The sequence below is a fragment of the Lysinibacillus sp. FSL P4-0201 genome, from assembly GCF_038593425.1.
GTDB classification, from domain to species: domain Bacteria; phylum Bacillota; class Bacilli; order Bacillales_A; family Planococcaceae; genus Lysinibacillus; species Lysinibacillus capsici.
In genome coordinates this window covers 4,174,955-4,200,465 of sequence record NZ_CP151995.1, presented here as the reverse complement: position 1 = coordinate 4,200,465, position 25,511 = coordinate 4,174,955, and the positions used below count along the sequence as shown (strand labels likewise).

At 38.1% G+C, this 25,511-nt stretch carries 24 protein-coding genes, 8 tRNA genes and 1 rRNA gene; 30 read left to right on the top strand and 3 right to left on the bottom strand.

The features are described from left to right. Positions 1 to 3: 3 nt before the first annotated feature. Positions 4 to 1,164, bottom strand: coding sequence for an MFS transporter (locus MKY76_RS21170; protein ID WP_115674569.1), 1,161 nt, complete (start codon positions 1,162 to 1,164; stop codon positions 4 to 6). A 368-nt stretch (positions 1,165 to 1,532) separates the two neighbouring features. Between MKY76_RS21170 and MKY76_RS21165 the strand changes: the two genes are divergently transcribed. Beyond that, positions 1,533 to 1,670 (top strand): Lmo0850 family protein, encoded by a 138-nt coding sequence (locus MKY76_RS21165; protein ID WP_004232019.1) that lies wholly within the window; start codon positions 1,533 to 1,535, stop codon positions 1,668 to 1,670. 57 nt (positions 1,671 to 1,727) lie between these two features. On the opposite strand, the gene MKY76_RS21160 is transcribed toward MKY76_RS21165, so the two are convergent. Continuing rightward, entirely contained in the window at positions 1,728 to 2,915 is a 1,188-nt protein-coding gene (locus MKY76_RS21160; protein WP_036079404.1) for an FtsW/RodA/SpoVE family cell cycle protein, read from the bottom strand. 353 nt (positions 2,916 to 3,268) lie between these two features. Here MKY76_RS21160 and MKY76_RS21155 point away from each other — a divergent pair, with 353 nt between their 5' ends. The 8 genes from MKY76_RS21155 (at position 3,269) to MKY76_RS21120 (ending at position 12,109) form a co-directional block, all read left to right on the top strand. Then, complete coding sequence (locus MKY76_RS21155; protein WP_048394266.1) at positions 3,269 to 4,021, top strand: hypothetical protein; 753 nt, start codon at positions 3,269 to 3,271, stop codon at positions 4,019 to 4,021. A 223-nt stretch (positions 4,022 to 4,244) separates the two neighbouring features. Continuing rightward, complete coding sequence (locus MKY76_RS21150) at positions 4,245 to 5,324, top strand: D-alanine--D-alanine ligase (protein WP_048394267.1); 1,080 nt, start codon at positions 4,245 to 4,247, stop codon at positions 5,322 to 5,324. Between the two features lie 11 nt (positions 5,325 to 5,335). Further along, entirely contained in the window at positions 5,336 to 6,703 is a 1,368-nt protein-coding gene (gene murF, locus MKY76_RS21145) for a UDP-N-acetylmuramoyl-tripeptide--D-alanyl-D-alanine ligase (RefSeq protein ID WP_342557123.1), read from the top strand. A 75-nt stretch (positions 6,704 to 6,778) separates the two neighbouring features. After that, complete coding sequence (locus tag MKY76_RS21140) at positions 6,779 to 7,471, top strand: alpha/beta fold hydrolase (RefSeq protein WP_342557122.1); 693 nt, start codon at positions 6,779 to 6,781, stop codon at positions 7,469 to 7,471. Positions 7,472 to 7,823: 352 nt separating this feature from the next. Next, positions 7,824 to 9,347, top strand: a complete 1,524-nt coding sequence (locus tag MKY76_RS21135) for a DEAD/DEAH box helicase (protein WP_054549592.1) — start codon at positions 7,824 to 7,826, stop codon at positions 9,345 to 9,347. Between the two features lie 136 nt (positions 9,348 to 9,483). Then, positions 9,484 to 9,963, top strand: a complete 480-nt coding sequence (locus MKY76_RS21130; protein WP_342557121.1) for a PH domain-containing protein — start codon at positions 9,484 to 9,486, stop codon at positions 9,961 to 9,963. After that, entirely contained in the window at positions 9,956 to 11,422 is a 1,467-nt protein-coding gene (locus MKY76_RS21125; protein WP_342557924.1) for a PH domain-containing protein, read from the top strand. Before MKY76_RS21130 ends, MKY76_RS21125 begins: the two co-directional genes overlap by 8 nt. Before the next feature lie 111 nt (positions 11,423 to 11,533). After that, the gene (locus MKY76_RS21120) at positions 11,534 to 12,109 is read left to right on the top strand and encodes a GNAT family protein (protein ID WP_054549589.1); all 576 of its coding nucleotides are present in this window, start codon (positions 11,534 to 11,536) and stop codon (positions 12,107 to 12,109) included. Between the two features lie 60 nt (positions 12,110 to 12,169). Here the strand turns inward: MKY76_RS21120 and MKY76_RS21115 are convergent, their stop codons facing one another. Beyond that, positions 12,170 to 12,793, bottom strand: coding sequence for a rhomboid family intramembrane serine protease (locus MKY76_RS21115; RefSeq protein ID WP_048394279.1), 624 nt, complete (start codon positions 12,791 to 12,793; stop codon positions 12,170 to 12,172). A 65-nt stretch (positions 12,794 to 12,858) separates the two neighbouring features. Here MKY76_RS21115 and acpS point away from each other — a divergent pair, with 65 nt between their 5' ends. From acpS to MKY76_RS21010, 21 genes are all read left to right on the top strand, one after another. Beyond that, positions 12,859 to 13,212: a holo-ACP synthase gene (acpS, locus tag MKY76_RS21110; RefSeq protein WP_048394281.1), complete on the top strand. Its 354-nt coding sequence runs from the start codon at positions 12,859 to 12,861 to the stop codon at positions 13,210 to 13,212. Positions 13,213 to 13,336: 124 nt separating this feature from the next. Beyond that, the gene (locus MKY76_RS21105) at positions 13,337 to 14,395 is read left to right on the top strand and encodes an outer membrane lipoprotein carrier protein LolA (protein WP_048394283.1); all 1,059 of its coding nucleotides are present in this window, start codon (positions 13,337 to 13,339) and stop codon (positions 14,393 to 14,395) included. Positions 14,396 to 14,573: 178 nt separating this feature from the next. After that, positions 14,574 to 15,695 (top strand): alanine racemase, encoded by a 1,122-nt coding sequence (alr, locus tag MKY76_RS21100; protein ID WP_342557120.1) that lies wholly within the window; start codon positions 14,574 to 14,576, stop codon positions 15,693 to 15,695. 301 nt (positions 15,696 to 15,996) lie between these two features. After that, positions 15,997 to 16,260, top strand: a complete 264-nt coding sequence (locus MKY76_RS21095) for a hypothetical protein (RefSeq protein ID WP_004232053.1) — start codon at positions 15,997 to 15,999, stop codon at positions 16,258 to 16,260. Between the two features lie 4 nt (positions 16,261 to 16,264). Next, positions 16,265 to 16,615 (top strand): type II toxin-antitoxin system PemK/MazF family toxin, encoded by a 351-nt coding sequence (locus MKY76_RS21090; RefSeq protein WP_004232054.1) that lies wholly within the window; start codon positions 16,265 to 16,267, stop codon positions 16,613 to 16,615. A gap of 361 nt (positions 16,616 to 16,976) precedes the next feature. After that, the gene (locus MKY76_RS21085; protein WP_342557119.1) at positions 16,977 to 17,378 is read left to right on the top strand and encodes an anti-sigma regulatory factor; all 402 of its coding nucleotides are present in this window, start codon (positions 16,977 to 16,979) and stop codon (positions 17,376 to 17,378) included. Positions 17,379 to 17,436: 58 nt separating this feature from the next. Beyond that, complete coding sequence (locus MKY76_RS21080) at positions 17,437 to 18,387, top strand: PP2C family protein-serine/threonine phosphatase (protein ID WP_233436266.1); 951 nt, start codon at positions 17,437 to 17,439, stop codon at positions 18,385 to 18,387. Positions 18,388 to 18,450: 63 nt separating this feature from the next. Continuing rightward, positions 18,451 to 18,783, top strand: a complete 333-nt coding sequence (locus MKY76_RS21075) for an STAS domain-containing protein (protein ID WP_016993414.1) — start codon at positions 18,451 to 18,453, stop codon at positions 18,781 to 18,783. Continuing rightward, entirely contained in the window at positions 18,783 to 19,253 is a 471-nt protein-coding gene (gene rsbW / locus MKY76_RS21070; RefSeq protein WP_016993413.1) for an anti-sigma B factor RsbW, read from the top strand. The genes MKY76_RS21075 and rsbW overlap by 1 nt, the downstream gene beginning before the upstream one ends. Further along, positions 19,231 to 20,016: an RNA polymerase sigma factor SigB gene (gene sigB / locus MKY76_RS21065; protein ID WP_066038032.1), complete on the top strand. Its 786-nt coding sequence runs from the start codon at positions 19,231 to 19,233 to the stop codon at positions 20,014 to 20,016. The genes rsbW and sigB overlap by 23 nt, the downstream gene beginning before the upstream one ends. 135 nt (positions 20,017 to 20,151) lie before the next feature. Beyond that, the gene (locus tag MKY76_RS21060) at positions 20,152 to 22,323 is read left to right on the top strand and encodes a Tex family protein (RefSeq protein WP_342557118.1); all 2,172 of its coding nucleotides are present in this window, start codon (positions 20,152 to 20,154) and stop codon (positions 22,321 to 22,323) included. Between the two features lie 67 nt (positions 22,324 to 22,390). Further along, complete coding sequence (locus tag MKY76_RS21055) at positions 22,391 to 22,852, top strand: SprT family protein (protein WP_066038034.1); 462 nt, start codon at positions 22,391 to 22,393, stop codon at positions 22,850 to 22,852. 91 nt (positions 22,853 to 22,943) lie between these two features. Beyond that, positions 22,944 to 23,020: transfer RNA gene (locus MKY76_RS21050), tRNA-Asn, on the top strand. A gap of 1 nt (position 23,021) precedes the next feature. Further along, a tRNA-Glu gene (locus MKY76_RS21045) sits at positions 23,022 to 23,093 on the top strand. 30 nt (positions 23,094 to 23,123) lie between these two features. Beyond that, positions 23,124 to 23,199, top strand: a tRNA-Asp gene (locus tag MKY76_RS21040). Between the two features lie 5 nt (positions 23,200 to 23,204). Further along, positions 23,205 to 23,279, top strand: a tRNA-Gln gene (locus MKY76_RS21035). A gap of 15 nt (positions 23,280 to 23,294) precedes the next feature. Beyond that, positions 23,295 to 23,367 (top strand) — tRNA-Lys (locus tag MKY76_RS21030). A gap of 66 nt (positions 23,368 to 23,433) precedes the next feature. After that, a tRNA-Leu gene (locus tag MKY76_RS21025) sits at positions 23,434 to 23,519 on the top strand. Positions 23,520 to 23,541: 22 nt separating this feature from the next. Beyond that, positions 23,542 to 23,618, top strand: a tRNA-Arg gene (locus tag MKY76_RS21020). Positions 23,619 to 23,635: 17 nt separating this feature from the next. Beyond that, a tRNA-Gly gene (locus MKY76_RS21015) sits at positions 23,636 to 23,709 on the top strand. 199 nt (positions 23,710 to 23,908) lie between these two features. Further along, positions 23,909 to 25,460: ribosomal RNA gene (locus MKY76_RS21010) — 16S ribosomal RNA — on the top strand. Positions 25,461 to 25,511: the final 51 nt, after the last annotated feature.

Here is a 25,511-nt window from a genome sequence, read left to right as displayed (position 1 = left end):
ATTTTACGGAAGACGTAATGATTTACGGGATGCCTTATATATAAAGATTAGGCTTATAGAAAAAATGGCTATTGCAGCCGAAATATAATAACCAAGACTTGCTTGTACGGTAAATAACCATGTAAAAAAGAGTGGACCAAGAATACGTCCTAAGTTATCCATTGAATAGGACAGTCCAGCGGCAGTTCCATATTGTCCTCCAGATTCTTTAGAGGAGAGTGATACAACACATGTTCTTGCAAGTGCATTACCTGCTGTAAAGACACAAAGGGCAAGCCCAGCGATAAAAAGATTAGCTGTCAATGTAAATAAAAGCATGCCGATAGCAGTTACAATTTGTGCACCGATTAACCATGTCGTTTCACTGCCATTTTTTATGCGTCGAACGACCCCTCCTTGAATAGCAGCATCGACAAATCCACTAAACATGAACAAGTAACCAATTTGTAATGGTGTAATGTGAATTTTTTCGATTTGAAATAGCTGAAATGTAGCCTCTACGCCAGCTAGCATAAAAGTTACTAAAAAAGAAAACATAAATAGATAGCGCACACGGAATTGTAACATTGTTGCAGCACCCTTTGGCACTATAGCACGTTTATTTGAATCTTTTCGTTTTTTAGGTTCTTTTAGGACGAAACTTGCATAAATAAATAATAGTGCAATTAATGATGCTGATGCAGTAAACGGTAACTGCAAGCTATAATGGCCTAGCATTCCCCCGATTGCTGGACCAAAAATAAACCCAAGACCAATGGACATGCCCATAAAGCCCATATACTTATTGCGATCCTCTTCACTAGATATATCGGCGATAAATCCTGTTACTGCTGTATATAATGCACCGGAAAATAAACCACCAATAATACGTGAAACATACAATATAGCTAGGTTATCTATAAATAGCGAAAAAATAACAAAACTAAGGCTAAAGCCAATTAGACCAGTAAGGATTAGTTGTTTTCGCCCTACCTTATCTGATAGCATACCCCATAACGGTGCTGTGAAAAAACTTGCAAGCGAATAAACGGTCAATAAACCACCTACGTGGAGATCATGCCAATTTTGCTGCACAATTACCTCTGGTAAGACGGGAATAATAATGCCGAACCCTAGATAAACGAGGAATTGAACAGACATCAATAGTAAAATAGCCTTTTTCATACAGTTCCCTGCTTTCATACGATATTTCAATATGTATATTCTACCTCTCTTGTTCTTGCTATTACAACAATAGGGGAGGGGAAGCTTGAATAAAGTGGAACAATTTAGTAAAGAAAGAAATGAAGCATTTTAGATTTTTTAAATCTATGTTCTGATTTTTGAATAAAATGTAGCCATTTTGGGTAATTTAAATATGTTTGATGGAAAAGTTTGATGATGTGAAAAATTTACAATGTAACAAAATTGAAAAATTTTAAAGGTAAGTTAAATGGTATGATAAATTTGTCAGACATCATACTCGTAGAAAAATGAAACTTTTTCGTAAATAAAACGTTATATAAAATCGAGGAAAGATTGAGGTGGAATGTATGACAAAAGAAGTAGATTTGAAAAAGATTGTTTCGAATTTATCTAAGTTGGGTGTAACAGCCACTGTAACAAAGTCTCGACTAGAACTTTTAAAAGTGCTAACACCACCAACGCAAACTCCGCAAGTTCAAGCTTAACTCGTTTCCAATAGAAAAAGGGAGGTCTCAATACGCGAGACTTCCCTTTTTCTATAGTTATTCATCTTCATCATGTGTGGTAAACATATACGTTCGATAATGGAATCGCATACTAAAGACTAGCCCAATCGCTAAAGCATTCCCCATAAGTGAACTTCCTCCGTAGCTAATGAACGGAAGTGGAATACCTGTGATAGGTAATAATTGAATAGTCATACCAATATTTTCGAAAACGTGGAAGGTAATCATAGCAATAATCCCAGCACATACATAGGTCGAGAAGGGATCTTTCAATAATAGGGTTGTCTTTGTTAAATGATAAATTAATAAGAAGAAAATACAAATAACAATACTAGCGCCAATAAAGCCCCATTCCTCGCCGATAACTGTAAAAATGAAATCGGTATGGTTTTCAGCTACATATACTTCACGATTTCTAAATCCCTTACCAAAAATTTCACCTGATCCAATGGCATTTAAAGAGGTAATTAAATGATAGCCATCACTGGATGAATAGGAATAGGGGTCTAGCCAAGAATAAATACGAGCAAATTGATAGGCCTTAAAACCAAATGTTTTTTCTAGAAAGTCCTGCATATAGAGTGCCATCCACAGTAGGGTACCGCCTGCTACCATGCCACCTAAAAATGTTGGTAGAATGATTTTCCAAGAAATACCTGCTACAATGATAAGTGCTGCCGTAATGGCAAAGAATACAAGTGCTGAGCCTAGGTCAGGCTGCTTTAAAATAATAGCTAATGGTACGATTAAGGTGATAGCGATTTTACCTAGTAGCAAAAAGTCTGTTTTAATTGATCGTAATGAATAAATTTCATGGTGCTTACTAATTAATCGAGCTAGTGCTAAAATGTAAAAAGTTTTCATAAACTCAGAAGGTTGAATATTTCCAATCGGCGTATGATACCAGCTTTTAGCACCATTAACGGGTGCACCGATTTGACCTTCTCCTTCTGGCATAAAAATAAGCAGTACCAGTAAGGCAATCCCTGCTCCATACATATACCATGACATTTTTTTATATTGATCTGGCTCAAAAAACATGACTATACCAATAATTACTGCACCAATCACATACCATTGCATTTGTTTTGGTACGTAGTTAATGCCATATTGTCCTGAAGTTTGGGCAGATGCAATAGCTAACAAACTAATGACTAGAAAAGTGAAGAGTATAAATGCAAGTGTCCAGTCAAAACGATTTGCGAAATTTCGTTTATTTTCCATAAAAGCCACCTAAAATTAAAATAGTATCTCAATATGAGTAAATGTGATGCGATTCTCCCTATTTCGTTTATAATTGGTCAAAGAAGAAAGCAAATTAATAACCAGCAGTGGTGTGAAAATAGCTCATATCTATTGATAAGCTTGCAATTTGCTTTGAATATTGTCAATGGAATTTTAAGCAAATACTTGAACTCATTGAGTAATCTAAACTTTATATGCAAATGCATGTTTAACATTCCTAATTATAACGCAAAAATTACTTTTATGCCTGCGTATATAGTAGTGACGACAATTAACATAAAATGTTTCAAAAAAATCATGTTTAGTCTTATAATGTAGTGAAGAATGGGGTGATGGTTGTGGCTAAAAAATTAAAGTCAGCTGATGATTTTATGTATCATATTTATGTTCATATGAATGATGTCGATAAATTTGTTATATTTAGCGGGTTAAAATTCTCGCAATTTGTGGCTGCACTTGAACCACTACATCACTTACTGTTATTAAAACATTCCTATGAAGACGGTTCTTTTAATATGCATACACAATTTGAATATGTATTAGAAGAAGATGTTCCTCGTTTTGTGAAAAAATCTGCTGAATCTAAAGAATTATGCTGGGTAGATTTTATGGACGAGAAGAGGCTAGATCATTTAACACCGATGGAACAAGGAGAATTGCTGTACATAAGTCACAAGAAAGAACCAATTACGTCAGCATTTTTTAATAAATTACAAAATAGATTCGTCTATTATTCTTCAGACTTAGAGAAAATGACTAAAATTTATTTTCGTCATTTAAGTGATTCGGATTTATTGGTTGCCAATGTTTTTAATAGTTTAATTCGTGAAAAGGAACGCAGCACTGGATTTTGGCGTCGAAAAGTAAAAGCGAGTATTCCTGCTATATCACCAGATTTTTTACGTTCTTACCGATCCTTTGCGAAAGATGGAGCGTTACTATCTTTGTATCGGATTGAGAAACCAAAAGTAGCGTATGGAATAGAAGTTCGCAATCTGTCTGAATATTCTTTTCCTGACGAAGTTTGGGATGACTTAAATACGATTTTAAAAACAGAGCATGATGAATTAATCTATATTATTTAAACTTCATGGTGACGCAATCAAAGAACTAAGATGTTGGTAGACAATATTTATGTTGCATTATTCCTGTACAATTTAATAGCAGGAAGTATTGATGCTGGGGCATAATCGAAGAAATGTACACGCAAAATCTCACCGTTAAAAATACGGTGAGATTTTTATGTCATTTGTCAAGACGTTTCATGATAAACTAATAGTACTCAAGAAGTATGTGGAGGGCACAAAAATGAAAAAAAGAATCGGTTTATTATACGGCGGAAAGTCAGCGGAGCACGAAGTGTCGTTATCGACAGCACGTGCAGTCACAGGAGCTTTGAATTTCGAGGAGTATGAAGTATATCCGATTTTCATTACAACTGACGGGGAATGGCGCCGTGGAGAGCGTTTAGAAAAACCCGTCAGTGCAATAGAAGAACTACAATTTGGTGATAATACTACAATTTTAGAAAATAATATCACTGATTTTTTGCTTGATAAAAATGGCAATGAGGTAAAGTTTGATGTCATTTTCCCATTGTTACATGGTACGAATGGTGAGGATGGAACAGTGCAAGGTTTACTTGAGGTTCTAAATTTACCGTATGTAGGAAATGGTGTATTGGCATCCTCTGCTGGAATGGATAAAGTGGTAATGAAGCAATTATTTGAAATTGCTGGATTACCTCAAGTGCCCTATACGTATTTTATTCGTAGTGAGTGGAAGAATGAGCAACACGCAATCATTGAACGCTGTGAAAATAACCTGAATTGGCCAATGTTTGTGAAGCCTGCAAACTTAGGGTCAAGTGTTGGGATTAGCAAGGCAACAGATCGCGAGCAATTGGTAAAAGCAATTGAGGTTGCTTTACAATATGATCGTAAAATCGTTGTTGAACAGGGAATTGTCGCTCGTGAAGTTGAACTAGCGGTGTTAGGAAATGACTATCCTGAAGTATCAGTGCCAGGAGAAATTAAACCCGTTACTGATTTTTATGATTATGATTCTAAATATAAGGACGGTTCTACAGCACTTATTATTCCAGCTGAGCTTCCAGTAGAAACTGTGGCAAGCTTAAAAGAACTGGCAAAGCGTGCATTTAAGGCTATAGATGGTAGCGGCTTAGTTCGTGCGGACTTTTTTGTAACAACTGAAAATAACGTTTACATTAATGAAGTAAACACAATGCCAGGTTTTACGCCTGTAAGTATGTATCCATTATTATGGCAGCATACAGATGTGAGTTATCCAGAGCTGATTGACCGTTTAATTACCCTAGCAATTGAACGCTATGAAGAAAAACAACAGCTTCACTATAAAAAAGACTGAGTGGGATTATCGTGAAAAAAACTTTAAAACAATTAGCTGCATGGTTAAATGAGGATATGGCGGCTTTGGGTGACACTGTTGTGTCAGGAATTTCTATTGATACAAGAACAATTCAACAAGGAGACCTATTTGTTCCATTTCGTGGTGAGCATACAAATGGGCATAAGTTTGTAATGCAGGCATTTGAGAAAGGTGCTGGAGCTTCTCTTTGGCAAAAGGATGAGCCGAATCCACCAGAAGGTTACCCGTTGTTGTTTGTGGATGATCCAGAATTAGCTTTGCAAGAAATGGCTAGAGCATATCGTAATGAACATAAAGCAAAATTTATAGGCATTACAGGTTCAAATGGTAAGACATCAACAAAGGATATTTTAGCGGGAACACTAGCTCCATTCTTTAAAGTACAAAAAACGATCGGGAACTTTAATAATCAATTGGGCTTGCCTATTACTATCTTACAGCTTGATGAAGATACAGATGTGGCTGTCCTTGAGATGGGCATGAGTGGATTTGGTGAAATTGAGTTTTTAACGAAGCTTGCTCGTCCACATATGACGGTTATTACCAACATTGGTGAGGCCCATATGCAGGATTTGGGGTCACGTGCAGGTATTGCAAAAGCTAAGTTTGAAATTATTCAAGGAATGCAAGAAGATGGTCTATTATTCTATGATGGTGATGAACCTTTGCTCAAGGAATTAGTGGCAAAAGAACAGCAATTACAGTCAGTGCCGTTCGGGTTAGAATCCAATAATCTTTTATACGCTGACAATATTCATGCTAACGCTGATGGCAGCCACTTCACTACACACGGTATGATCGAGGGTGATTTCTTTATTTCAGTGCTTGGCAAGCATCAAGTAAAAAATACACTTGTGGCCATGTTAATTTCTCATAAGCTAGGTTTAAGCAATGAACAAATACGTACATCCTTAGAGCATGTCGTATTAACTGATATGAGGATGCAACAGGTACTAGGAACGAATGGCGCTCTATTTATCAATGATGCCTATAATGCAGCTCCAACCTCTGTAAAAGCTGCCATTCAATTTATGGCTACATCAACTATTCGACCTGAAAAATGGCTTGTGTTAGGAGATATGCTAGAGCTTGGACCAAATGAGCAACGTTTCCATGAGGGTCTGGCTGAGCATATTAATGAGGATGAAATTGATTATGTCTGTTTGTTTGGCCCTCGGATGCTATATCTTTACAAAATATTAAAAGAGCGCTTTGAGGCTGAACGTTTATTGTATACAGAAGATGATTATACGGCTATTATTGAAAAGCTAAAACAAGCGAATGAATCATCTATTGTTTTACTTAAAGGTTCACGTGGTATGAAATTAGAGACAATCTTAAAGGCATTTACGTCATAGTAGCAATGAATCGGTGAGAGAAACGCTCACCGATTTATTTGTGTAGGTTTATCTTTGTTAAATGAGGTGAAGAATTTGTCAGTAGGTGTGCTATGTATTCATGGATTTTCAGGTGGACCATATGAGGTGAAGCCATTCACAAGTTATTTACGTTCACATACAGATTGGATAATTGAAGAGCCAACATTGTCTGGACATGGTGAAGAATTACATATGAGTGGTTTTAAGGCGAAACACTGGTTAATGGATGCCGAATTAGCTTTCCGATCGTTGGCAAAAAAAGTTGACGAGGTAATCGTTGTTGGCTTTTCAATGGGAGGAATTATAGCGCTATATTTAGCTAAACGCTATAAAGTGAAAAAGCTTGTATTACTAAGTGCTGCTGCAAAGTATGTGAGCCCTAAACAGCTAGTCAAAGATTTTAAAATGTTAGCTACTGAAGCCTATCACCATAATTTAACTAATAACGAACTCTATCTACGATACCATCAGAAGTTTAACAATGTGCCACTTGCCTCAACAGTAGAATTTATGAAGTTGGTAAGAATAGTGGAGCCGTATTATCGGCATATTCAAATTCCTGTATATATTGTGCAGGGGAAGTTGGATGGGATAGTGCCTTATCATACGGCTCAATTTCTTTTTGATGAATTAGCCTCTACAGACAAGGTTTTGTATTTTTCTGATAATGGCAAGCACCATATATGTTTTGAGGAAGATTGCTCTGAATGGTTTCCACAGGTTTTAATGTTTTTAAAAGGTAAATAAAGTAGTCAGATTATTACGACTCATGCGTTATCGTTGCATAGGATTTAAAGCCATGTTAGACTAGTGTAAGCAATGGATACATTTTGTGCGAAGACTCTTCATATTTGGTTGAAGAGTACTTTTTTTTGAACACAACGGTTTTATTCTAAAGTGAAAAATTACGACAGAATCGAACCGCTCGGTAAAGACCGGGCTTTCCTTTTCATATAAGAGAGCTCTATATGGACTATCATGTAGAGAAAATTTTTAAGTAACGGAAACGTTCCACTACACAGGCTCGAATTTGCCGACAACTTCATCTGAAAATGTAACCATTTGTCAACTTAAAAGGAAAAAAAGGAGATTGAGAAGTTTGACAAATTTTTCAGAATTAAATATTAGCGAATCTACATTACGCTCAGTAAAGCGTATGGGATTTGAAGAAGCAACACCAATCCAAGAAGGTACTATTCGTTTTGCGATTGAAGGCCGTGATGTATTAGGTCAAGCACAAACAGGTACTGGTAAAACTGCCGCTTTCGGGATTCCACTAATTGAAAAAATCGATCCAAAAAACCCTAATATTCAAGCATTAGTCATTGCTCCAACTCGTGAGTTAGCAATTCAAGTTTCAGAAGAGCTTTATAAAATTGGCTATGACAAACGCGTAAAATTATTATCAGTATACGGTGGTCAAGAAATAGGCCGTCAAATTCGTGCACTGAAAAATAGACCTCAAATCATTGTTGGTACGCCAGGTCGTATTATTGATCATATTAATCGTCGTACGTTAAAATTAGAAGATGTTCAAACATTAGTATTGGATGAAGCAGATGAAATGTTAAACATGGGCTTTATTGATGATATTAATTCAATCTTAGAAAACGTACCTTCTGAGCGCCAAACATTACTGTTCTCAGCAACAATGCCACCAGCAATCCGTAAAATTGCAGAAACATTTATGCGTGATCCAGAGATTGTAAAAATTAAAGCTAAAGAACTAACTGTTGATAACATTGATCAATATTTTGTTAAGTCTGCTGAACGTGAAAAATTCGATATTTTATCTCGTTTATTAAATGTACACCAACCAGAGCTTGCAATTATTTTTGGTCGTACAAAACGTCGTGTAGATGAGCTTGCACAGGCACTATCTATTCGTGGTTATTTAGCTGAAGGTATTCATGGTGATTTAAGCCAAGCGAAGCGTATCTCAGTATTACGTCAGTTTAAAGAAAATAAAATCGATATCCTTGTTGCGACTGATGTAGCCGCTCGTGGACTTGATATTTCTGGTGTAACACATGTTTATAACTTTGATATTCCTCAAGATCCTGAATCATATGTTCACCGTATTGGACGTACAGGTCGTGCAGGTAAATCAGGTCTTGCTGTAACATTTGTAACACCTCGTGAAATGGGTTACTTACGTATTGTAGAAGAAACTACGAAAAAACGTATGACACCTCTTCGCCCACCAACAACGGACGAAGCATTAGAAGGTCAACAACGCTTAGCTGTTGAAACACTGGAAGGTCTTATTGCTAATAACAACTTAGGTGATTACCGTACACTTGCAGCAGAATTATTAGACAATCATGATGCTGTTGATGTTGTTGCAGCTGCTCTACGTTCATTAACAAGAGAGCCAGACGATACACCAGTAACAATCACAGAAGAACGTCCATTACCAATGCGTCGTGAACGTTCTAGCAATAATCGTGGTGGCGGTGATCGTGGCCGTGGAAACCGTAGCTTTGGTGGAGGACGTCGTGACAATGCTCGCAGTGGAGAGCGTCGCAGTAGCAGTAGCCGCCGAGAGGGTGGACGCCGTGAAGGCGGACGTCGTGAAGGTGGACAAGGTCGTTCTCGTTCTCCAAGACGTCACGAAGGATAATTTTAGAAGAAATACACTTAATTTTTTATAGTAAACCTTACAGTCATGATGGCTGTAAGGTTTTTTTTCGGCTATAGTTGAAACAAAATGGTGAGTGAATTCGTATACACCTAATGAAGAAAGAGGGGGAACGACAATGAGAGCACAACCGATTCATCAAATTTCTCGTAAAGGGCTAACCGTATGGCGTTTATATGGAGTTATACAAACATTGGTGCTGTTAGTTATAGCAGGACTTGTAAGCTATGGTACTTATTATTTTGAATGGCCTTCATTTATTTACTTCATAGCGTGTGCAATTGTATTACTAAGTGCGATATTATCTATCTTTATTTTCCCGAAAATAAGATGGGAGAGATGGCGCTATGAAGTTCGAGAGCATGAAATCGAAGTACAACATGGTTTATTTGTTGTGAAACGCACATTAATTCCAATGGTACGTGTGCAACATGTTGATACAACACAAGGGCCGATATTAAAAAAATACGACTTAGGTAATATCTCTATTTCTACAGCTGCAACTGTACATACGATTCCTGCACTTGTTATGGATGAAGCAGACGTACTGCGTGCGCGTATTTCTGATTTAGCAAGGGTGGCTGAAGATGATGTCTAAGGAAATTAATCGTTTACACCCAGTGTCTGCAATTATAACGAGTGTAAAAGCATTGAAAAGTATGATATTACCAATTGCCATTATTATCATAAGTAACGGCTTTAATTTTTCTTTGAATTTTCGTAGTGATCATTTTTTTGAAACCATTTTACTTTTCGGTGTATGGGGAGTTGCAGCACTTCTTGCGCTCGTGGGAGGAATCATAAAATGGCGGACATTTGTTTACTGGTTTGAAGATGGGGAGTTGCGTGTGACATATGGATTGTTTGTTAAAAAGAAACGTTATATCCCTTTTGAACGTATACAAAGTTTGAATTACAATGAAGGTGTTTTCCATCGCATTTTTGGTTTAGTGAAAGTTCAGGTGGAGACTGCTGGTAGTAAAGGAGGAAAACCTGAGGTTGAGCTGACAGCCATTCGCAAAGCAGCAGCAGATGTTATTGAATTAGAAATGCGGCATGCTAAAAACGAAGCAGTTCAACAACAGGATCAAATGCAGGTTGTAGAGGAAGCTATACCAACTCCGATGATTTACCATATGTCCATGCGAGATTTACTAGTATTAGCAACAACATCTGGTGGAATTGGTGTTGTGTTATCAGGTCTTGCAGCCGTTGCTTCACAATTTTCCGACATTATTCCTTATGAAACTGTATTTCATGAGTTAGCTGATTTCGTGAAAATCGGCGCATTTTTAGTGGCATTGACGGTGATGGTTGTTTTAATTGTTGCTTGGATTGTATCAGTGGTCATCACACTGATAAATTATTATGATTATACTGTCCGCATTGAGGAAGAAAAGTTGATTATCACAAAGGGACTGTTAGAAAAAAAGCGTATTACTTTGCCGTTGAATCGAATTCAGGCAATTCGTATTGTGGAAAATCCACTACGTCAGTTAACAGGCTATGCTACAGTGGTTGTTGAAAGTGCTGGTGGTAATGGTGAAAATGGAAATGATAAAAAAATTACGCTATTTCCACTTATTAAGAAGCCGGATTGTATGCAAACATTAGAACAGCTTTTCCCAGAAATGAATTGGCAGCCTACATTTACTCGCTCACCAAAAAGGGCAAGACCATTTTTTTATCGTATTGATTTTTTCTGGCTAGTTCCGATTATCGGTGCATCTATCTATTTCTTTTATCCATACGGGCTATTTTCGTTGCTGTTAATTCCATTAACAATGTTACTTGGTATTTGGCAACATAAAACAGCAGGCTATCAAATAGATGGCAAGCAACTGGCTATGCAGTATCGAGTGTTTAGTCGAATTACGTTAATCATGGAGAAGAAGCGAATTCAATCTATTGAAAGTACACAATCGTACTTTCAAAAAAGAAAGAATGTTATGTCTGTAAAAGCAACCGTCATGTCAGGAGCAACTGGTACAACGGGGAGTGTTTCCAGCTTAGAGCAACAAGATGCCGAGACGATCTTAACATGGTACGAACATTAATGAACTAAAAAGCTAATCCTTTCAATTTTATGGAAGGATTAGCTTTTTTAACTATAAATAAATAGAGATGCTGTTTATAATAAAATAAATAGAACAAAAGGGGTGGAGACATTGTTTAAATATGACATTAATGAAAGCGCTTATTTAAAGCTTTTGGATTTAAGTGATGTAGAAGAGTTATTCGCTTTAACTGACCGTTCAAGGGATACATTACGTGAATGGTTGCCCTTTGTAGATGATGTCAAAACAGTAAAGGATACTGAGCAATTCGTAAAAAATGCTATGCAACAATATGCTGATCACAATGGCATACAAGCAGGGATTTACTATGATGGAAAGCTTGCGGGTGTTATTGGTTATCACCAAATCAACTGGCAACATAAATGGACAAGTATTGGCTACTGGCTAGGGAATGAATTTGTAGGAAAGGGGCTCGTTACGAATTCCATGAAAGCATTGATTGATTTTGCCTTTAATTATTTGAAGTTAAATCGTATAGAAGTGCGTGTTGCAGTTGGTAATATTCGTAGTCGTACAATCCCAAAGGTATTGGGCTTTCATGAAGAAGGGCGTTTAAGGGATGCTGAGTGGCTATATGATCACTACGTAGATCAGGTTGTTTATGGTTTAACAGCAACTGAATGGAAAAAAATAAAGATGTCAAATGAAGCTACAGTGGTTTTATAATGGAGGTCATTGTAAGGAAAGAGGAGCTGCTCTATAGGTGAGCAGCTCCTCTTTTTAATGTTATGGTCTACCAGCCATCTTTTGTTTGCGCCAACTTAAAATTCTTTTTGGATGTAAATAGACAAGTCCAAGGATAAATCCGGTTACTAAACCGCCTAAATGAGCAAAGACATTCACATTTGGTTGGAGAAAGGTCATAATGACACTGATGACGATGATTGGTAAAATGAGCTTACGAAGCATGGGCATTGTACGTCGAGTATAGTAAACTAATGCCCCAAATGCACCAAAAATTCCAAAAATAGCCCCACTTGCACCAAGGCTCGCATAACTACTATCATAGAATATATAGGTTGCCATGTTGCCTACAATACCTGATACTAAATAAATTGTAATGAAACGTGCTTTCCCTGCGATTTTTTCTAGCTCTGGTCCAAAGAGATATAAGGAAAACATATTAAAAAACACATGCATAAAACCTGCATGTAAAAACATGGCAGAGAAAACACGCCACCATTCACCACTTTGAATCAGGAAATTTGCTTGGATTCCATAATTCCACAAGAGTGTTCCTATGCTGGGTATGAGAGACAATACATAAAGAGTAAGATTTATTGCTATTAAAGTTGAAACAACAGGGTAATACTTTGTATATTGCTTAAAATTTTCCGTTCTACTAAACATGGCTCCACCTCAATTTACAATTATTATACATGCCTTGTTGGAAATAGGTAAAGGAGAAGGTTCACATGATTAAGGGAATTGGCCTCGATATTGTAGAGATTGATCGTATTGCAAAGGCTATGAAACGAACAGATAAATTTAAAGACCGCATTTTAACGATAAATGAAAAAAAAATATTTGATGGTTATTCGGAAACTCGCAAAATAGAATTTTTAGCTGGGCGATTTGCTGCAAAAGAAGCGTTTTCGAAGGCTCTGGGAACAGGGCTCGGAGAACAATGTAAGCTTCATGATTTGGAAGTGTTAAAAGGAGCAGCTGGCAATCCTGTTTTATATTTTAAGGATGAACTTGTCAATGGATTTGTTAGTATTACGCATTCTAAGCAATACGCAGCTGCTCAAGTAATCTTATTAGAATAGTACTTAACTTGTCTAAAAGGATTGCATGTAAATTTAAATATATTGCCCTTTCTTCAAATGACATAACTGACAAATACGGTTCATATATTGTCGTAGTGGATTTGAAAGAAGAAAGGGTGAAAGCGTGGGCAACCGTATAGTTAAATGGCTCGTCTTACTTTGTACGATATTACTTCTGTCGGCATGTGGTGCAGCCTCACAGGAAAAAGTGTTGAAGAAAGTGAATGGTAAATGGGCAGAGACGAATGGTTATGAATTAAATGCATCGATGGAAATTAAATCGGGTGGGGAACCTAGAAATTATGATGTAACAGTATGGCACACAAAACCTGATTTCTATCGAGTAGAAGTAGTTGAAAGTGGGAAAGATGTTTCTCAAATGATTGTACGTAATGCTGATGGTGTTTTTGTCGTAACACCGACATTAAACAAAATGTATAAATTCCAAAGTGATTGGCCAAAGAAAAATAGTCAGGCATACTTAATTGGAGCGCTAGCAGAAGATTTAGCAGAAGATAAAAATCTTGTCATGAAAGAAGAAGAAAAAGCATATATATTTGAAGCGGCTACTAGAAATAGCTATAAGAACAGTATGCCACATCAGGTTATAACAGTAGATAAGAAAACTTTATTGCCAACCTCAGTAGTGATTATGAATGATGTGAAAGAAGAGCAAATCAAAATCACATTTAAGAAAATTAAGCTAGGTGTACAACATGCTGCAAAAGAGTATGCAGTTGAGCAATTCACTGATAAAGATAACACGAAAGGTGAACAAGCTACACCTGCCGAAAAAGAAGGGCAAGAAGATAATGAGGATAAGGAAGCTGTTGGAGCAGAAGTTGAATATCAAGAATTCCAAACACATTATCCTGTTGTAAATTGGGCACAATTAGCGAATGAAAAGGTTGTGCAGGAAAGTGGAATGGAACGAGTAATCTTAACATACGATGGTGAGAAGGCATTTACTGTTATGCAGCAACCAGTAATGAAGGAAAATTCAATGTTACCTGTATCGTCACCTGGTGATCCAGTTGATTTAGGCTATACAATTGGTGCTATTACAGATACATCAATTAGTTGGGAAAAAGATGGCGTTGAATTCTTTGTAGCATCAAGTAAATTAACGCGAGAAGAAATGATTGAAGTTGCTACATCTATGACGATAAGTAGTATGAAGTAACTTTTCTGGCTACAGCCTTCTGGAATACGGAGGCTGTAGCTTATTGATAATTAAAATGAACCTATAAAGTATAGGCTCATCCGAAAACTAAAACTTTGTGTGTACAAGCTAAATCGACATACTTTGCAATATGTATGTCCTACATAATGTTTTAATTAAAAATAAAGAGGGTATTCTTATGAAGACACAGCAGTTTTTTCGTCCAACAAAAGCAATAATAGACTTACAAGCAATTCAACAAAATGTAAAAAACTTAAAAGAATTTTTACGACCTAATGTTCAAATTATCGCTGTAGTAAAAGCAAATGCGTATGGTCATGGAGATGTAGCCGTTGCACGGGCAGCTCTTGAAGCTGGTGCCACAGTACTTGCAGTGGCAACGCCCGATGAGGCATTACATATTCGAGCACATTTTGAAGAACCAGACATATTAATATTAGGTGCATCTCCAGTTTCGTTTGCTCCTTATGCAGCGCAGCAACGTATTATACTTACGGCATTTGCCGATGATTGGATTCAGCAAGCTGCTTCTCTTTTAGTGGATGAAGCGCTTCCTTTACGACTTCATATAAAAATAGATAGCGGAATGGGTAGAATAGGTATTCGCTCAGAGCAGGAATTATTAGAGCTCTATCAAACAATACAGTCTACAGATAACATGGAGCTGGATGGAATATTTACACACTTTGCGACAGCTGATGAGGAGGATACGCTACATTTTGATCAACAGGTAAAATTTTTTGAGAAATGTTTAGCTGTAATACCTAATAAGCCGCGACTTGTTCATGCATCTAATACAGCAGCCTCATTAGTAAAAGATCCGCATTTACAATATGATGCTGTTAGATTTGGTATTTCGATGTATGGATTATCACCTTCTTCATATGTGAAAAGTATATTACCTTTTCATTTGTTACCAGCGTTCTCGCTTGAAAGTGAACTTGTTCATGTAAAGCAAATAAAATCAGGTGATCCAGTTGGCTATGGAGCTACATATGTTGCTTCGACAGATATGTGGATAGGAACAATTCCAATTGGCTATGCAGATGGCGTGATTCGCAAGTTAGGTGGACAAGAGGTTTTAATTGATGGACAAAGAATGCCGATTGTTGGACGAATTTGTATGGACCAATGTATGGTTGCCCTACCAAAAGCATATGATATAGGTGAGAAGGTAACACTCATTGGTCGACAAGGAAATACTGGAGTATCGATCGATGAATGGGCAACAAAGCTCGAAACAATTAATTATGAAATACCATGCATTATAACAACAAGAGTTCCTAGAACATATCTTTAGTTGTCTTTCATTAGAATAAGTCAAATCTCAATGTAATGTCATGAGCAATGTTCCAAGTTGAATTTGGTAAATAAATTAGCACTGGAGAACTTATTTCTTTTCCAAAACATAGTAATGGCTCATATTTGAAAACACATTGCAATAATAATTATTCAGCATATACCTTCGACAACCAACATATTTTTACAATTTGTACTTCAAATTGTCAGATATTTTGTCATTTCATGTCTTTTCAACAATATCTTTCAATGATAGAATGGGAAGTAATGAAAAGTGTATGGTTCCGTTGGAGGTGCTTGCTGTGTACGAGAAAAAGTTAAGAGAAGCTACAATTGCTGTTCAAGACAGACTATTTCTACAAACAAAGGAAGTAATTGAAGGTGAATCTTTTGTGCGTATTTTGGCGCGCAAAAATTTAATGCAGGAGCAACCAAATCAAATACGGGAAGCTATGATTAAAGGATATGTTGAAATGTCTCATATTAATTTAATGATTGCGAGCGAATGCTTGCATGCAGAATATGAAGCACAACATATGGTGGAGCGTCTCGTTAGCGGGGGATGACACTTTGAATGTAAAACGTGGTGACGTTTTTTTTGCAGACTTATCACCGGTAATAGGTTCTGAACAAGGAGGCACTAGGCCGGTGCTGATTATTCAAAATGATATTGGCAATCGATTTAGTCCGACTGTCATCATCGCAGCTATCACTGCACAGATTCAAAAGGCAAAGTTACCGACACACGTTGAAATCAATGCTGAAAAGTATGGTTTTGAACGTGATTCGGTTATTTTGCTAGAACAAGTGCGGACAATTGATAAGTCAAGATTGACGGATCGTATTACGCAACTGGATCATGCTGTGATGGAAAAAGTTGATGGTGCGTTGATGATTAGTTTAGGTCTAGTTAAATTTTGATATACATATGTGTATAGAAGCATCGAGATTATGATATCTCGATGCTTTTTTGTCTTTTATCCTTGAAATGTCTTTACCATAATTTGAATTACGATAGATCTTGCTCAGCAAGCGATTTTGATACGAAAGATGAAGTACCTGAAATAATTAAGCCAAGGTGTAATTGATAAATGTTACAAAAAGCTTTAAGATATACACAAGATTTTTAATAAAAATAGATTTTTGAAAAAATTCTTAAAAGGTATATGAAAATTTACATAGAATATTCCATTTATAGAGGCAATTCATTCATTTTAAATGATGGCAAGCAGTTTGAATAAAAGTGTAAGAGTATAACTCCAAAGGAAATGGAGGGACAGCAGTGACATATAGGTCTTCGGTTGAAATTATTACAGAGTGGGATATTGTTGCAGCTAGACAACTGGGGCGCAATGAAGCAAAAGCACTTGGATTTGGCACTGTTGATCAAGCCCGTATCACCACGGCAATTAGTGAATTAGCACGAAATATTTATTTATATGCAAGTATAGGTGTCATAGCAATTGAAAGGGTTGAAGCAAATACAGAAAAGAAAATAGTTGTTGTTGCAACAGATCAAGGGCCTGGTATTAAAGATGTTCGTAAAGTAATGGAGGATGGTTATTCCACCTCGGGGGGGCTAGGTGCTGGTTTGCCAGGTGTTAAACGACTGATGGATAGTTTAGATATTCAATCTGTCGTTGGAGAGGGAACAACGATAAGAGCGGAAAAATGGTTGCGTTAGGACGTGAAGAAAACTGAAACAATTAGAAGCTCAGTATAAAAAAATATTAGCAGATTATATGGTCAACCAAACAGAAAGAAATTTATATATCGCTCAGAACTTCACACGTCAGTTAATTCAAAAAAATATCTCTCCCGAGGATGTTATTAGCATTCATAAAAATGCTGTAGAACAAATATTTCCGAATCAAATGAATGAATCACAGCCTGCTTATGATTTTTTGATTGAAGTAATGGTGCATTATGGAATGGCGCATAGAGAGCATCAAAGTTTACTTCAAAAGCAAGCTGAATATGAAATGGAAATGAAAATAGCGACAAACATCCAAAAAACATTGTTGAAAACTTATGTGCCGAATATGAAAAATATTGATATAGGTATGATTTCAGTACCTATTCGAAAAATGAATGGCGATTATGTACATTTTTTTCATGATGGAGAAGAATATTTAAGTGTGGCTGTGACAGATGTTGTCGGTAAAGGAGTTCCTGCTGCTTTATGTATGTCGATGGTGAAATATGGACTTGAAACATTGGTATATGCATATAAAGATCCCTCATATGTTTTAGAAGTTATTAATAGGGTAATAGAAAAAGGTGTGGATGACAGTATGTTTGTTTCGATGTTTTATGGCTGCTTAAATGTAGAGCAAAACATTTTTTCTTATGCTTCGGCAGGCCATGAACCAGCTTTACATTATAGTGCAAAGAACGATCAGTTCTTTACCTTAGAGGCTAAAGGTTTACTATTGGGTGTATTGTCTGAAACAAACTATACGTTTCATGAAATTGTGTTAGAAGAGAATGATTTGATTATTATGATGACCGACGGTGTGACAGAATTTAGAGTGAAAGAAGAATTAAATTCGCGAGAGGTAATCACAACTTTAATAAAAGAAAATAGACATTTATCTGCCCAGCAATTGTGTCAGCTCCTTTATAAGGAAATAGAGAGAGTGCAAAATTTTAAACTATTTGATGATTTTACTGTAGTTATTTTAAAAAAATAGGTTTAAGTTTAAATTGAACAGGGTAGAGAAAATAGTCTAACAAATATGGTGGAGGTGTGCTATATGGACGTAACGATACATTTTAAAGAAATTGATCATAAATTATTTGGCTTTGTTGAGGGTGAGATTGATACGTTTACTGCTTCAGGATTACGAGACGAATTAGAAGCTGTAAAGATTACAGAGGGTTTAGAAATTGAGCTTGATCTATCAAAGGTAAATTACATGGATAGTACAGGACTTGGGATTTTTGTTGCCTTTTATAAAAGAGCATTACGTGAAAATGGTAAAGTAAAGCTCGTTGGTTTATCGAATAGGTTACAAAGATTATTTGAAATTACTGGTCTTAGTGATTTGATGGATATCGAAACTGATAAAAAGGTGGAATTAAGATAATGAAGGAATTTGACTATATTGAAATTAGAGTTCCTGCTAAACCGCAATTTGTCAGTGTCATTCGATTAACTGTCTCGGGCTTAGCGAGTAGGATTGGCTTTAATTATGATGATATTGAAGATTTAAAAATTGCAGCAAGTGAGGCTGTGACAAATGTTGTTCACCATGCTTATAAAGACGAAGAAGAGGGTGAAATTGTCATCGGGTGTGCGCTGTACGACAATAAAATGGAAATGATGATTGCGGATTACGGCAATAGTTTTAATTTTGAAGAGATTAAGTCTAAGATTGGGCCGTATCATCCTGAAGAAAGTATTGCAGGGCTAAGAGAAGGTGGTTTGGGACTTTATTTAATGGAAACTTTGATGGATGAGGTGATGATCAATAACGATGGTGGCGTAACTGTCTTCATGACAAAGTATGTCACTAGGGAGCAGGTGGAGAAAAATGTCGAAAGAATCACTACATAAATCTTCATCTAAAGAAGATGTACTTAAGTGGATTGAATTGTACCAGTCAACGGAGGATGATGAAGCACAAACCAATTTAGTGATTCATTATCGATATCTAGTTGAATCTATAGCTCGTAAATATTCGAATGGTAAATCTTATTATGATGATATTGTTCAAGTAGGGATGCTGGGATTGTTAGGTGCAATAAGACGTTTTGATCCGAATGTTGGTCGTAGTTTTGAAGCTTTTGCCGTGCCAACAATTGTTGGGGAAATCAAACGTTTTTTACGTGATAAAACATGGGATGTACATGTGCCTAGACGTATAAAGGAACTTGGGCCGAGGATTAAATCAACTGTGGAGGCGCTGACAATTGAATTACAGCGTTCTCCATCCATTAAAGATATTGCTGAACGATTAGAAGTAGCAGAGGAAGAGGTACTAGAAGCTATGGAAATGAGCCGTAGTTATCAAGCTCTTTCTATGGACCATTCGATAGAGTCAGACTCAGACGGTAGTACAGTCACGTTATTCGATATTTTGGGCAGGGAAGACGATGGCTATGAAATGACCAATAAACGAATGATTGTTTCAGAGGCGCTGGTTGTGTTGAATGAGAGGGAAAAACAAATTATTCAGCTTACATATCTAGAGCAACTTAGTCAAAAAGAAGCTGGAGAACGATTAGGGATTTCTCAAATGCATGTATCGAGGATACAAAGGAAAGCAATAAAGAAATTACAAGAGGCTATTCTAGCAAGTGGCGGTGTTTCGCTCTAATCTTTCATGGGTGTTTAATGAAAAATACCTTTAAAATGAATGGAAATAGTCTACTCATATTCGTCTGAGTAGACTATTTTTTTGCATTTTTAGTAAAGTGTAATGGTAAAATGAAAAGAAAAAGGTAGTGATGATGTGGAGCAAAAGCAAATGTTACAGCTCATTGCAAAGGATGTAGCAGTCAAACCAGGGCAAGTAGAAGCTGTTATTAACTTATTAGAAGAGGGAAATACGGTACCATTTATTGCGCGCTATCGAAAAGAGGTTACAGGATCACTCGATGAGGTGCAAATTAAAGCTGTAGAAGATCGTTATCACTACATACAGCAACTTGAACAACGAAAAGAAGAAGTTATACGATTAATCCAAGAGCAAGAAAAGCTTACACCAGAATTAGAGCAGGCTATTCTTTCTGCAACAATCTTACAACGTGTTGAGGATTTATATAGACCATATAAGCAAAAACGACGTACAAAGGCGACGATTGCAAAAGAGAAAGGTTTAGAGCCTCTTGCAGATCTCCTGTTAGCATTTAGTGATGATGCATTAGAGCAATTAGCAACTGACTTTGTGGACAACGAACAAGTTGCTAATACGGAAGAAGCCCTGATAGGAGCTCGAGATATATTAGCAGAACGTTTTGCGGACGATGCCTCTATTCGTGAAAAAATCCGAGCTTATTCATGGAAAGATGGAATTCTTGTGACGTCTGTGAAAAATACAGAAATCGACGAGAAAAATGTTTTTGAAATGTATTACGAATATGAAGAGCCTGTTAGTCGCATTGTACCACACCGTATTTTAGCGATAAACCGAGGAGAGAAAGAAGAAATCTTAAAGGTTTCTATTCATGTGCCGGTGGATCGAGTATTAATGATTATGTGGAAAGAATGGATACCTGCAACTGGTTCGTCTCCTGCTATTGCAGAAGTTAAACTAGCAATCGAGGATTCGTACAAGCGTTTAATTCAGCCTTCAATTGAGAGGGAATTACGAAACGAGCTTACAGAAAAAGCTGAGGCACAGGCTATTCATATTTTTTCCGAAAATTTACGTAACCTATTGCTACAACCACCTATGAAAGGTAAATATGTTTTAGGGGTTGATCCAGCTTACCGTACAGGTTGCAAGCTGGCGGTTGTAGATGAAACTGGGAAAATGCTTGAGGTTACAGCTATTTACCCACATCCACCGAAACCAGATGTGGCAAAATCCAAAGCTATTGTAAAAGGAATTTTGGCAAAGTATCCAATAAGTATAATTGCCATTGGTAATGGTACAGCATCTCGAGAGACAGAACAATTTATCGCGGATGTATTAAATGAACTTACTACTGACATAGCCTATGTGATTGTCAATGAAGCGGGGGCGTCTGTTTATTCAGCGTCTGAAATTGCACGTACAGAATTTCCTGATTTACAGGTTGAACAACGTAGTGCTGTCTCCATTGCACGTCGCTTACAGGATCCTTTATCAGAGTTAGTGAAAATTGAACCAAAAGCTGTGGGTGTAGGTCAGTATCAGCATGATGTTTCTCAAAAAAAATTAAATGAATCGCTATCTTTTATAGTAGAAACAGCTGTTAACCAAGTTGGTGTAGATGTAAATACGGCTTCATCATCACTCTTACAATATGTTTCTGGTCTATCAAAAACTGTTGCAGAGAATATCGTAAAGACGCGAGAGGAAAATGGTCAATTTACTACACGTGCGCAATTAAAGAAGATTCCAAGGTTAGGCGCCAAAACGTATGAACAAGCTATTGGTTTCCTACGTGTCCCAGAAGCAAAAAATCCGTTTGATGCTACAGGTATTCATCCTGAGAGCTATGCCCTTGCTGAGCAAGTATTAGCAGAGGCTCAAATAGATAAAAAAGAGTTAGGGACACAGAAGGCAGAGGATGCTATTGCAGCACTAAATATCCAAAAATTAAGTGATGTGCTTGGAGTAGGAGTTGTGACAATTCAAGATATCGTGGATACCTTAATGAAACCTAGTCGTGACCCACGTGATGCATTCCCACAACCATTGCTTAAGACTGATGTATTAAAAATGGAAGATTTAAAAGTAGGTATGGAATTGCAGGGGACGGTAAGAAATGTAGTAGATTTCGGCGCATTTGTTGACATTGGCGTGAAGCAAGATGGACTTGTGCATATTTCTAAACTCCAAAATAAACGTATTAAGCATCCATTAGAAGTTGTGGCACTTGGGGATATTGTAACTGTCTGGGTTGAACAAATAGATGTAACGAAAGGGCGTATCTCTTTAACGATGCTCCCTCCTAAAAATCAAGCATTAGTTTGAGTACTAAATTTTTGCCACACTGTCTATACTACGCAGTGTGGTATTCTTGTTGTTAGAGGTGATTACTATGGACAATCAAGAATTACAAGAGCTTGTTCGTCGCTTATCTTTAGAAAACTTTCAGAGGCCTTTTCTGCATCAAGCCTACTTTAATCCGAGATTACGGTCAACGGGAGGACGATATCTTTTACAATCCCATAATATTGAGATTAATCCTAAAGCCTATGAGTTATACGGTTTGAAAGAGATTCATGGTATTGTTTTACACGAATTATGCCATTATCACCTACATATTGAAGGTAAAGGGTATCAGCATCGAGATAAAGATTTTAGAGAATTATTAAGGAAAGTAGATGCCCCTCGATTTTGCGCAGTTTTACATGTCCCGAAAGCTACAGTTAAAAAACAACGACGACGCTATACATATACTTGTGTCAATTGCCACCAATTATATATACGGAAAATAAAAATGAATGTTGAAAGGTATTGTTGCAGTAAGTGTTTGGGGAAATTAAAATTAGTAGAGTAAAAAAAGTTTAAAAAATAGTTGACGTTTTGTTGAGTTGTCCCTATAATAGTAAAAGTCGACAAGATAACGACGACAACATAACATGAATTATTCCGAAGTAGCTCAGTTGGTAGTAGCACCTGACTGTTAATCAGGTTGTCGCAGGTTCGAGTCCTGCCTTCGGAGCCATGGCCCCTTGGTCAAGTGGTTAAGACACCGCCCTTTCACGGCGGTAACACGGGTTCGAATCCCGTAGGGGTCATTTTTCATAATTTAATGTAAATAATATTTTGGTCCCGTGGTGTAGCGGTTAACATGCCTGCCTGTCACGCAGGAGATCGCCGGTTCGATCCCGGTCGGGACCGCCACTTATTGGGGTATAGCCAAGCGGTAAGGCAACGGATTTTGATTCCGTCATGCCTAGGTTCGAATCCTAGTACCCCAGCCATTCATTTCTTAATTCGAGCCATTAGCTCAGTTGGTAGAGCATCTGACTTTTAATCAGAGGGTCGAAGGTTCGAGTCCTTCATGGCTCATCTCTTTAAGAAAAAGAGTTGACTTTTTGAATTATCATAGTATAATAAAAAAGTTACTAATTGAATGCGGTCGTGGCGGAACGGCAGACGCGCTAGGTTGAGGGCCTAGTGGGGGCAACCCCGTGGAGGTTCAAGTCCTCTCGGCCGCACCAAGTCAATTAATTAATTTCATATGCGCCCGTAGCTCAATTGGATAGAGCGTCTGACTACGGATCAGAAGGTTGTGGGTTCGACTCCTGCCGGGCGCGCCATTTTTAAGAAAATATATGCGGGTGTAGTTTAATGGTAAAACCTCAGCCTTCCAAGCTGATGTCGTGAGTTCGATTCTCATCACCCGCTCCAAAAAAAGTGTTGACAACCTCTTGGTTGTATGGTAAATTTAAATAGTTGTCCAAAAGGGCGATGACATGAACCTTGAAAACTGAACAAGCAAAACGTAATCAATAAAGTTTTAAGTAGCTAGCTTCGGTTAGTGAACAAAACAAAAATTTTGGACATCAAACATGATGCCAGCAAAACAATTTGAGCTAATCAAATTTCTTTTATGGAGAGTTTGATCCTGGCTCAGGACGAACGCTGGCGGCGTGCCTAATACATGCAAGTCGAGCGAACAGAAAAGGAGCTTGCTCCTTTGACGTTAGCGGCGGACGGGTGAGTAACACGTGGGCAACCTACCCTATAGTTTGGGATAACTCCGGGAAACCGGGGCTAATACCGAATAATCTCTTTTGCTTCATGGTGAAAGACTGAAAGACGGTTTCGGCTGTCGCTATAGGATGGGCCCGCGGCGCATTAGCTAGTTGGTGAGGTAACGGCTCACCAAGGCGACGATGCGTAGCCGACCTGAGAGGGTGATCGGCCACACTGGGACTGAGACACGGCCCAGACTCCTACGGGAGGCAGCAGTAGGGAATCTTCCACAATGGGCGAAAGCCTGATGGAGCAACGCCGCGTGAGTGAAGAAGGTTTTCGGATCGTAAAACTCTGTTGTAAGGGAAGAACAAGTACAGTAGTAACTGGCTGTACCTTGACGGTACCTTATTAGAAAGCCACGGCTAACTACGTGCCAGCAGCCGCGGTAATACGTAGGTGGCAAGCGTTGTCCGGAATTATTGGGCGTAAAGCGCGCGCAGGCGGTCCTTTAAGTCTGATGTGAAAGCCCACGGCTCAACCGTGGAGGGTCATTGGAAACTGGGGGACTTGAGTGCAGAAGAGGAAAGTGGAATTCCAAGTGTAGCGGTGAAATGCGTAGAGATTTGGAGGAACACCAGTGGCGAAGGCGACTTTCTGGTCTGTAACTGACGCTGAGGCGCGAAAGCGTGGGGAGCAAACAGGATTAGATACCCTGGTAGTCCACGCCGTAAACGATGAGTGCTAAGTGTTAGGGGGTTTCCGCCCCTTAGTGCTGCAGCTAACGCATTAAGCACTCCGCCTGGGGAGTACGGTCGCAAGACTGAAACTCAAAGGAATTGACGGGGGCCCGCACAAGCGGTGGAGCATGTGGTTTAATTCGAAGCAACGCGAAGAACCTTACCAGGTCTTGACATCCCGTTGACCACTGTAGAGATATAGTTTCCCCTTCGGGGGCAACGGTGACAGGTGGTGCATGGTTGTCGTCAGCTCGTGTCGTGAGATGTTGGGTTAAGTCCCGCAACGAGCGCAACCCTTGATCTTAGTTGCCATCATTTAGTTGGGCACTCTAAGGTGACTGCCGGTGACAAACCGGAGGAAGGTGGGGATGACGTCAAATCATCATGCCCCTTATGACCTGGGCTACACACGTGCTACAATGGACGATACAAACGGTTGCCAACTCGCGAGAGGGAGCTAATCCGATAAAGTCGTTCTCAGTTCGGATTGTAGGCTGCAACTCGCCTACATGAAGCCGGAATCGCTAGTAATCGCGGATCAGCATGCCGCGGTGAATACGTTCCCGGGCCTTGTACACACCGCCCGTCACACCACGAGAGTTTGTAACACCCGAAGTCGGTGAGGTAACCTTTTGGAGCCAGCCGCCGAAGGTGGGATAGATGATTGGGGTGAAGTCGTAACAAGGTAGCCGTATCGGAAGGTGCGGCTGGATCACCTCCTTTCTAAGGATTATTTCGGAATACAAACCTTGGGTTTGTAAGATTACGTTTTGC

Excerpts from the sequence above, each read along its gene's own strand:
- MKY76_RS21170 (WP_115674569.1), bottom strand. The coding sequence starts at position 1,164 with ATGAAAAAGGCTATTTTACTATTGATGTCTGTTCAATTCCTCGTTTAT.
- MKY76_RS21165 (WP_004232019.1), top strand. The coding sequence starts at position 1,533 with ATGACAAAAGAAGTAGATTTGAAAAAGATTGTTTCGAATTTATCTAAG.
- MKY76_RS21160 (WP_036079404.1), bottom strand. The coding sequence starts at position 2,915 with ATGGAAAATAAACGAAATTTCGCAAATCGTTTTGACTGGACACTTGCA.
- MKY76_RS21155 (WP_048394266.1), top strand. The coding sequence starts at position 3,269 with ATGGTTGTGGCTAAAAAATTAAAGTCAGCTGATGATTTTATGTATCAT.
- MKY76_RS21150 (WP_048394267.1), top strand. The coding sequence starts at position 4,245 with ATGAAAAAAAGAATCGGTTTATTATACGGCGGAAAGTCAGCGGAGCAC.
- MKY76_RS21130 (WP_342557121.1), top strand. The coding sequence starts at position 9,484 with ATGAGAGCACAACCGATTCATCAAATTTCTCGTAAAGGGCTAACCGTA.
- MKY76_RS21125 (WP_342557924.1), top strand. The coding sequence starts at position 9,956 with ATGTCTAAGGAAATTAATCGTTTACACCCAGTGTCTGCAATTATAACG.
- MKY76_RS21115 (WP_048394279.1), bottom strand. The coding sequence starts at position 12,793 with ATGTTTAGTAGAACGGAAAATTTTAAGCAATATACAAAGTATTACCCT.
- acpS (WP_048394281.1), top strand. The coding sequence starts at position 12,859 with ATGATTAAGGGAATTGGCCTCGATATTGTAGAGATTGATCGTATTGCA.
- alr (WP_342557120.1), top strand. The coding sequence starts at position 14,574 with ATGAAGACACAGCAGTTTTTTCGTCCAACAAAAGCAATAATAGACTTA.
- MKY76_RS21080 (WP_233436266.1), top strand. The coding sequence starts at position 17,437 with ATGGTCAACCAAACAGAAAGAAATTTATATATCGCTCAGAACTTCACA.
- MKY76_RS21075 (WP_016993414.1), top strand. The coding sequence starts at position 18,451 with ATGGACGTAACGATACATTTTAAAGAAATTGATCATAAATTATTTGGC.
- rsbW (WP_016993413.1), top strand. The coding sequence starts at position 18,783 with ATGAAGGAATTTGACTATATTGAAATTAGAGTTCCTGCTAAACCGCAA.
- sigB (WP_066038032.1), top strand. The coding sequence starts at position 19,231 with ATGTCGAAAGAATCACTACATAAATCTTCATCTAAAGAAGATGTACTT.
- MKY76_RS21055 (WP_066038034.1), top strand. The coding sequence starts at position 22,391 with ATGGACAATCAAGAATTACAAGAGCTTGTTCGTCGCTTATCTTTAGAA.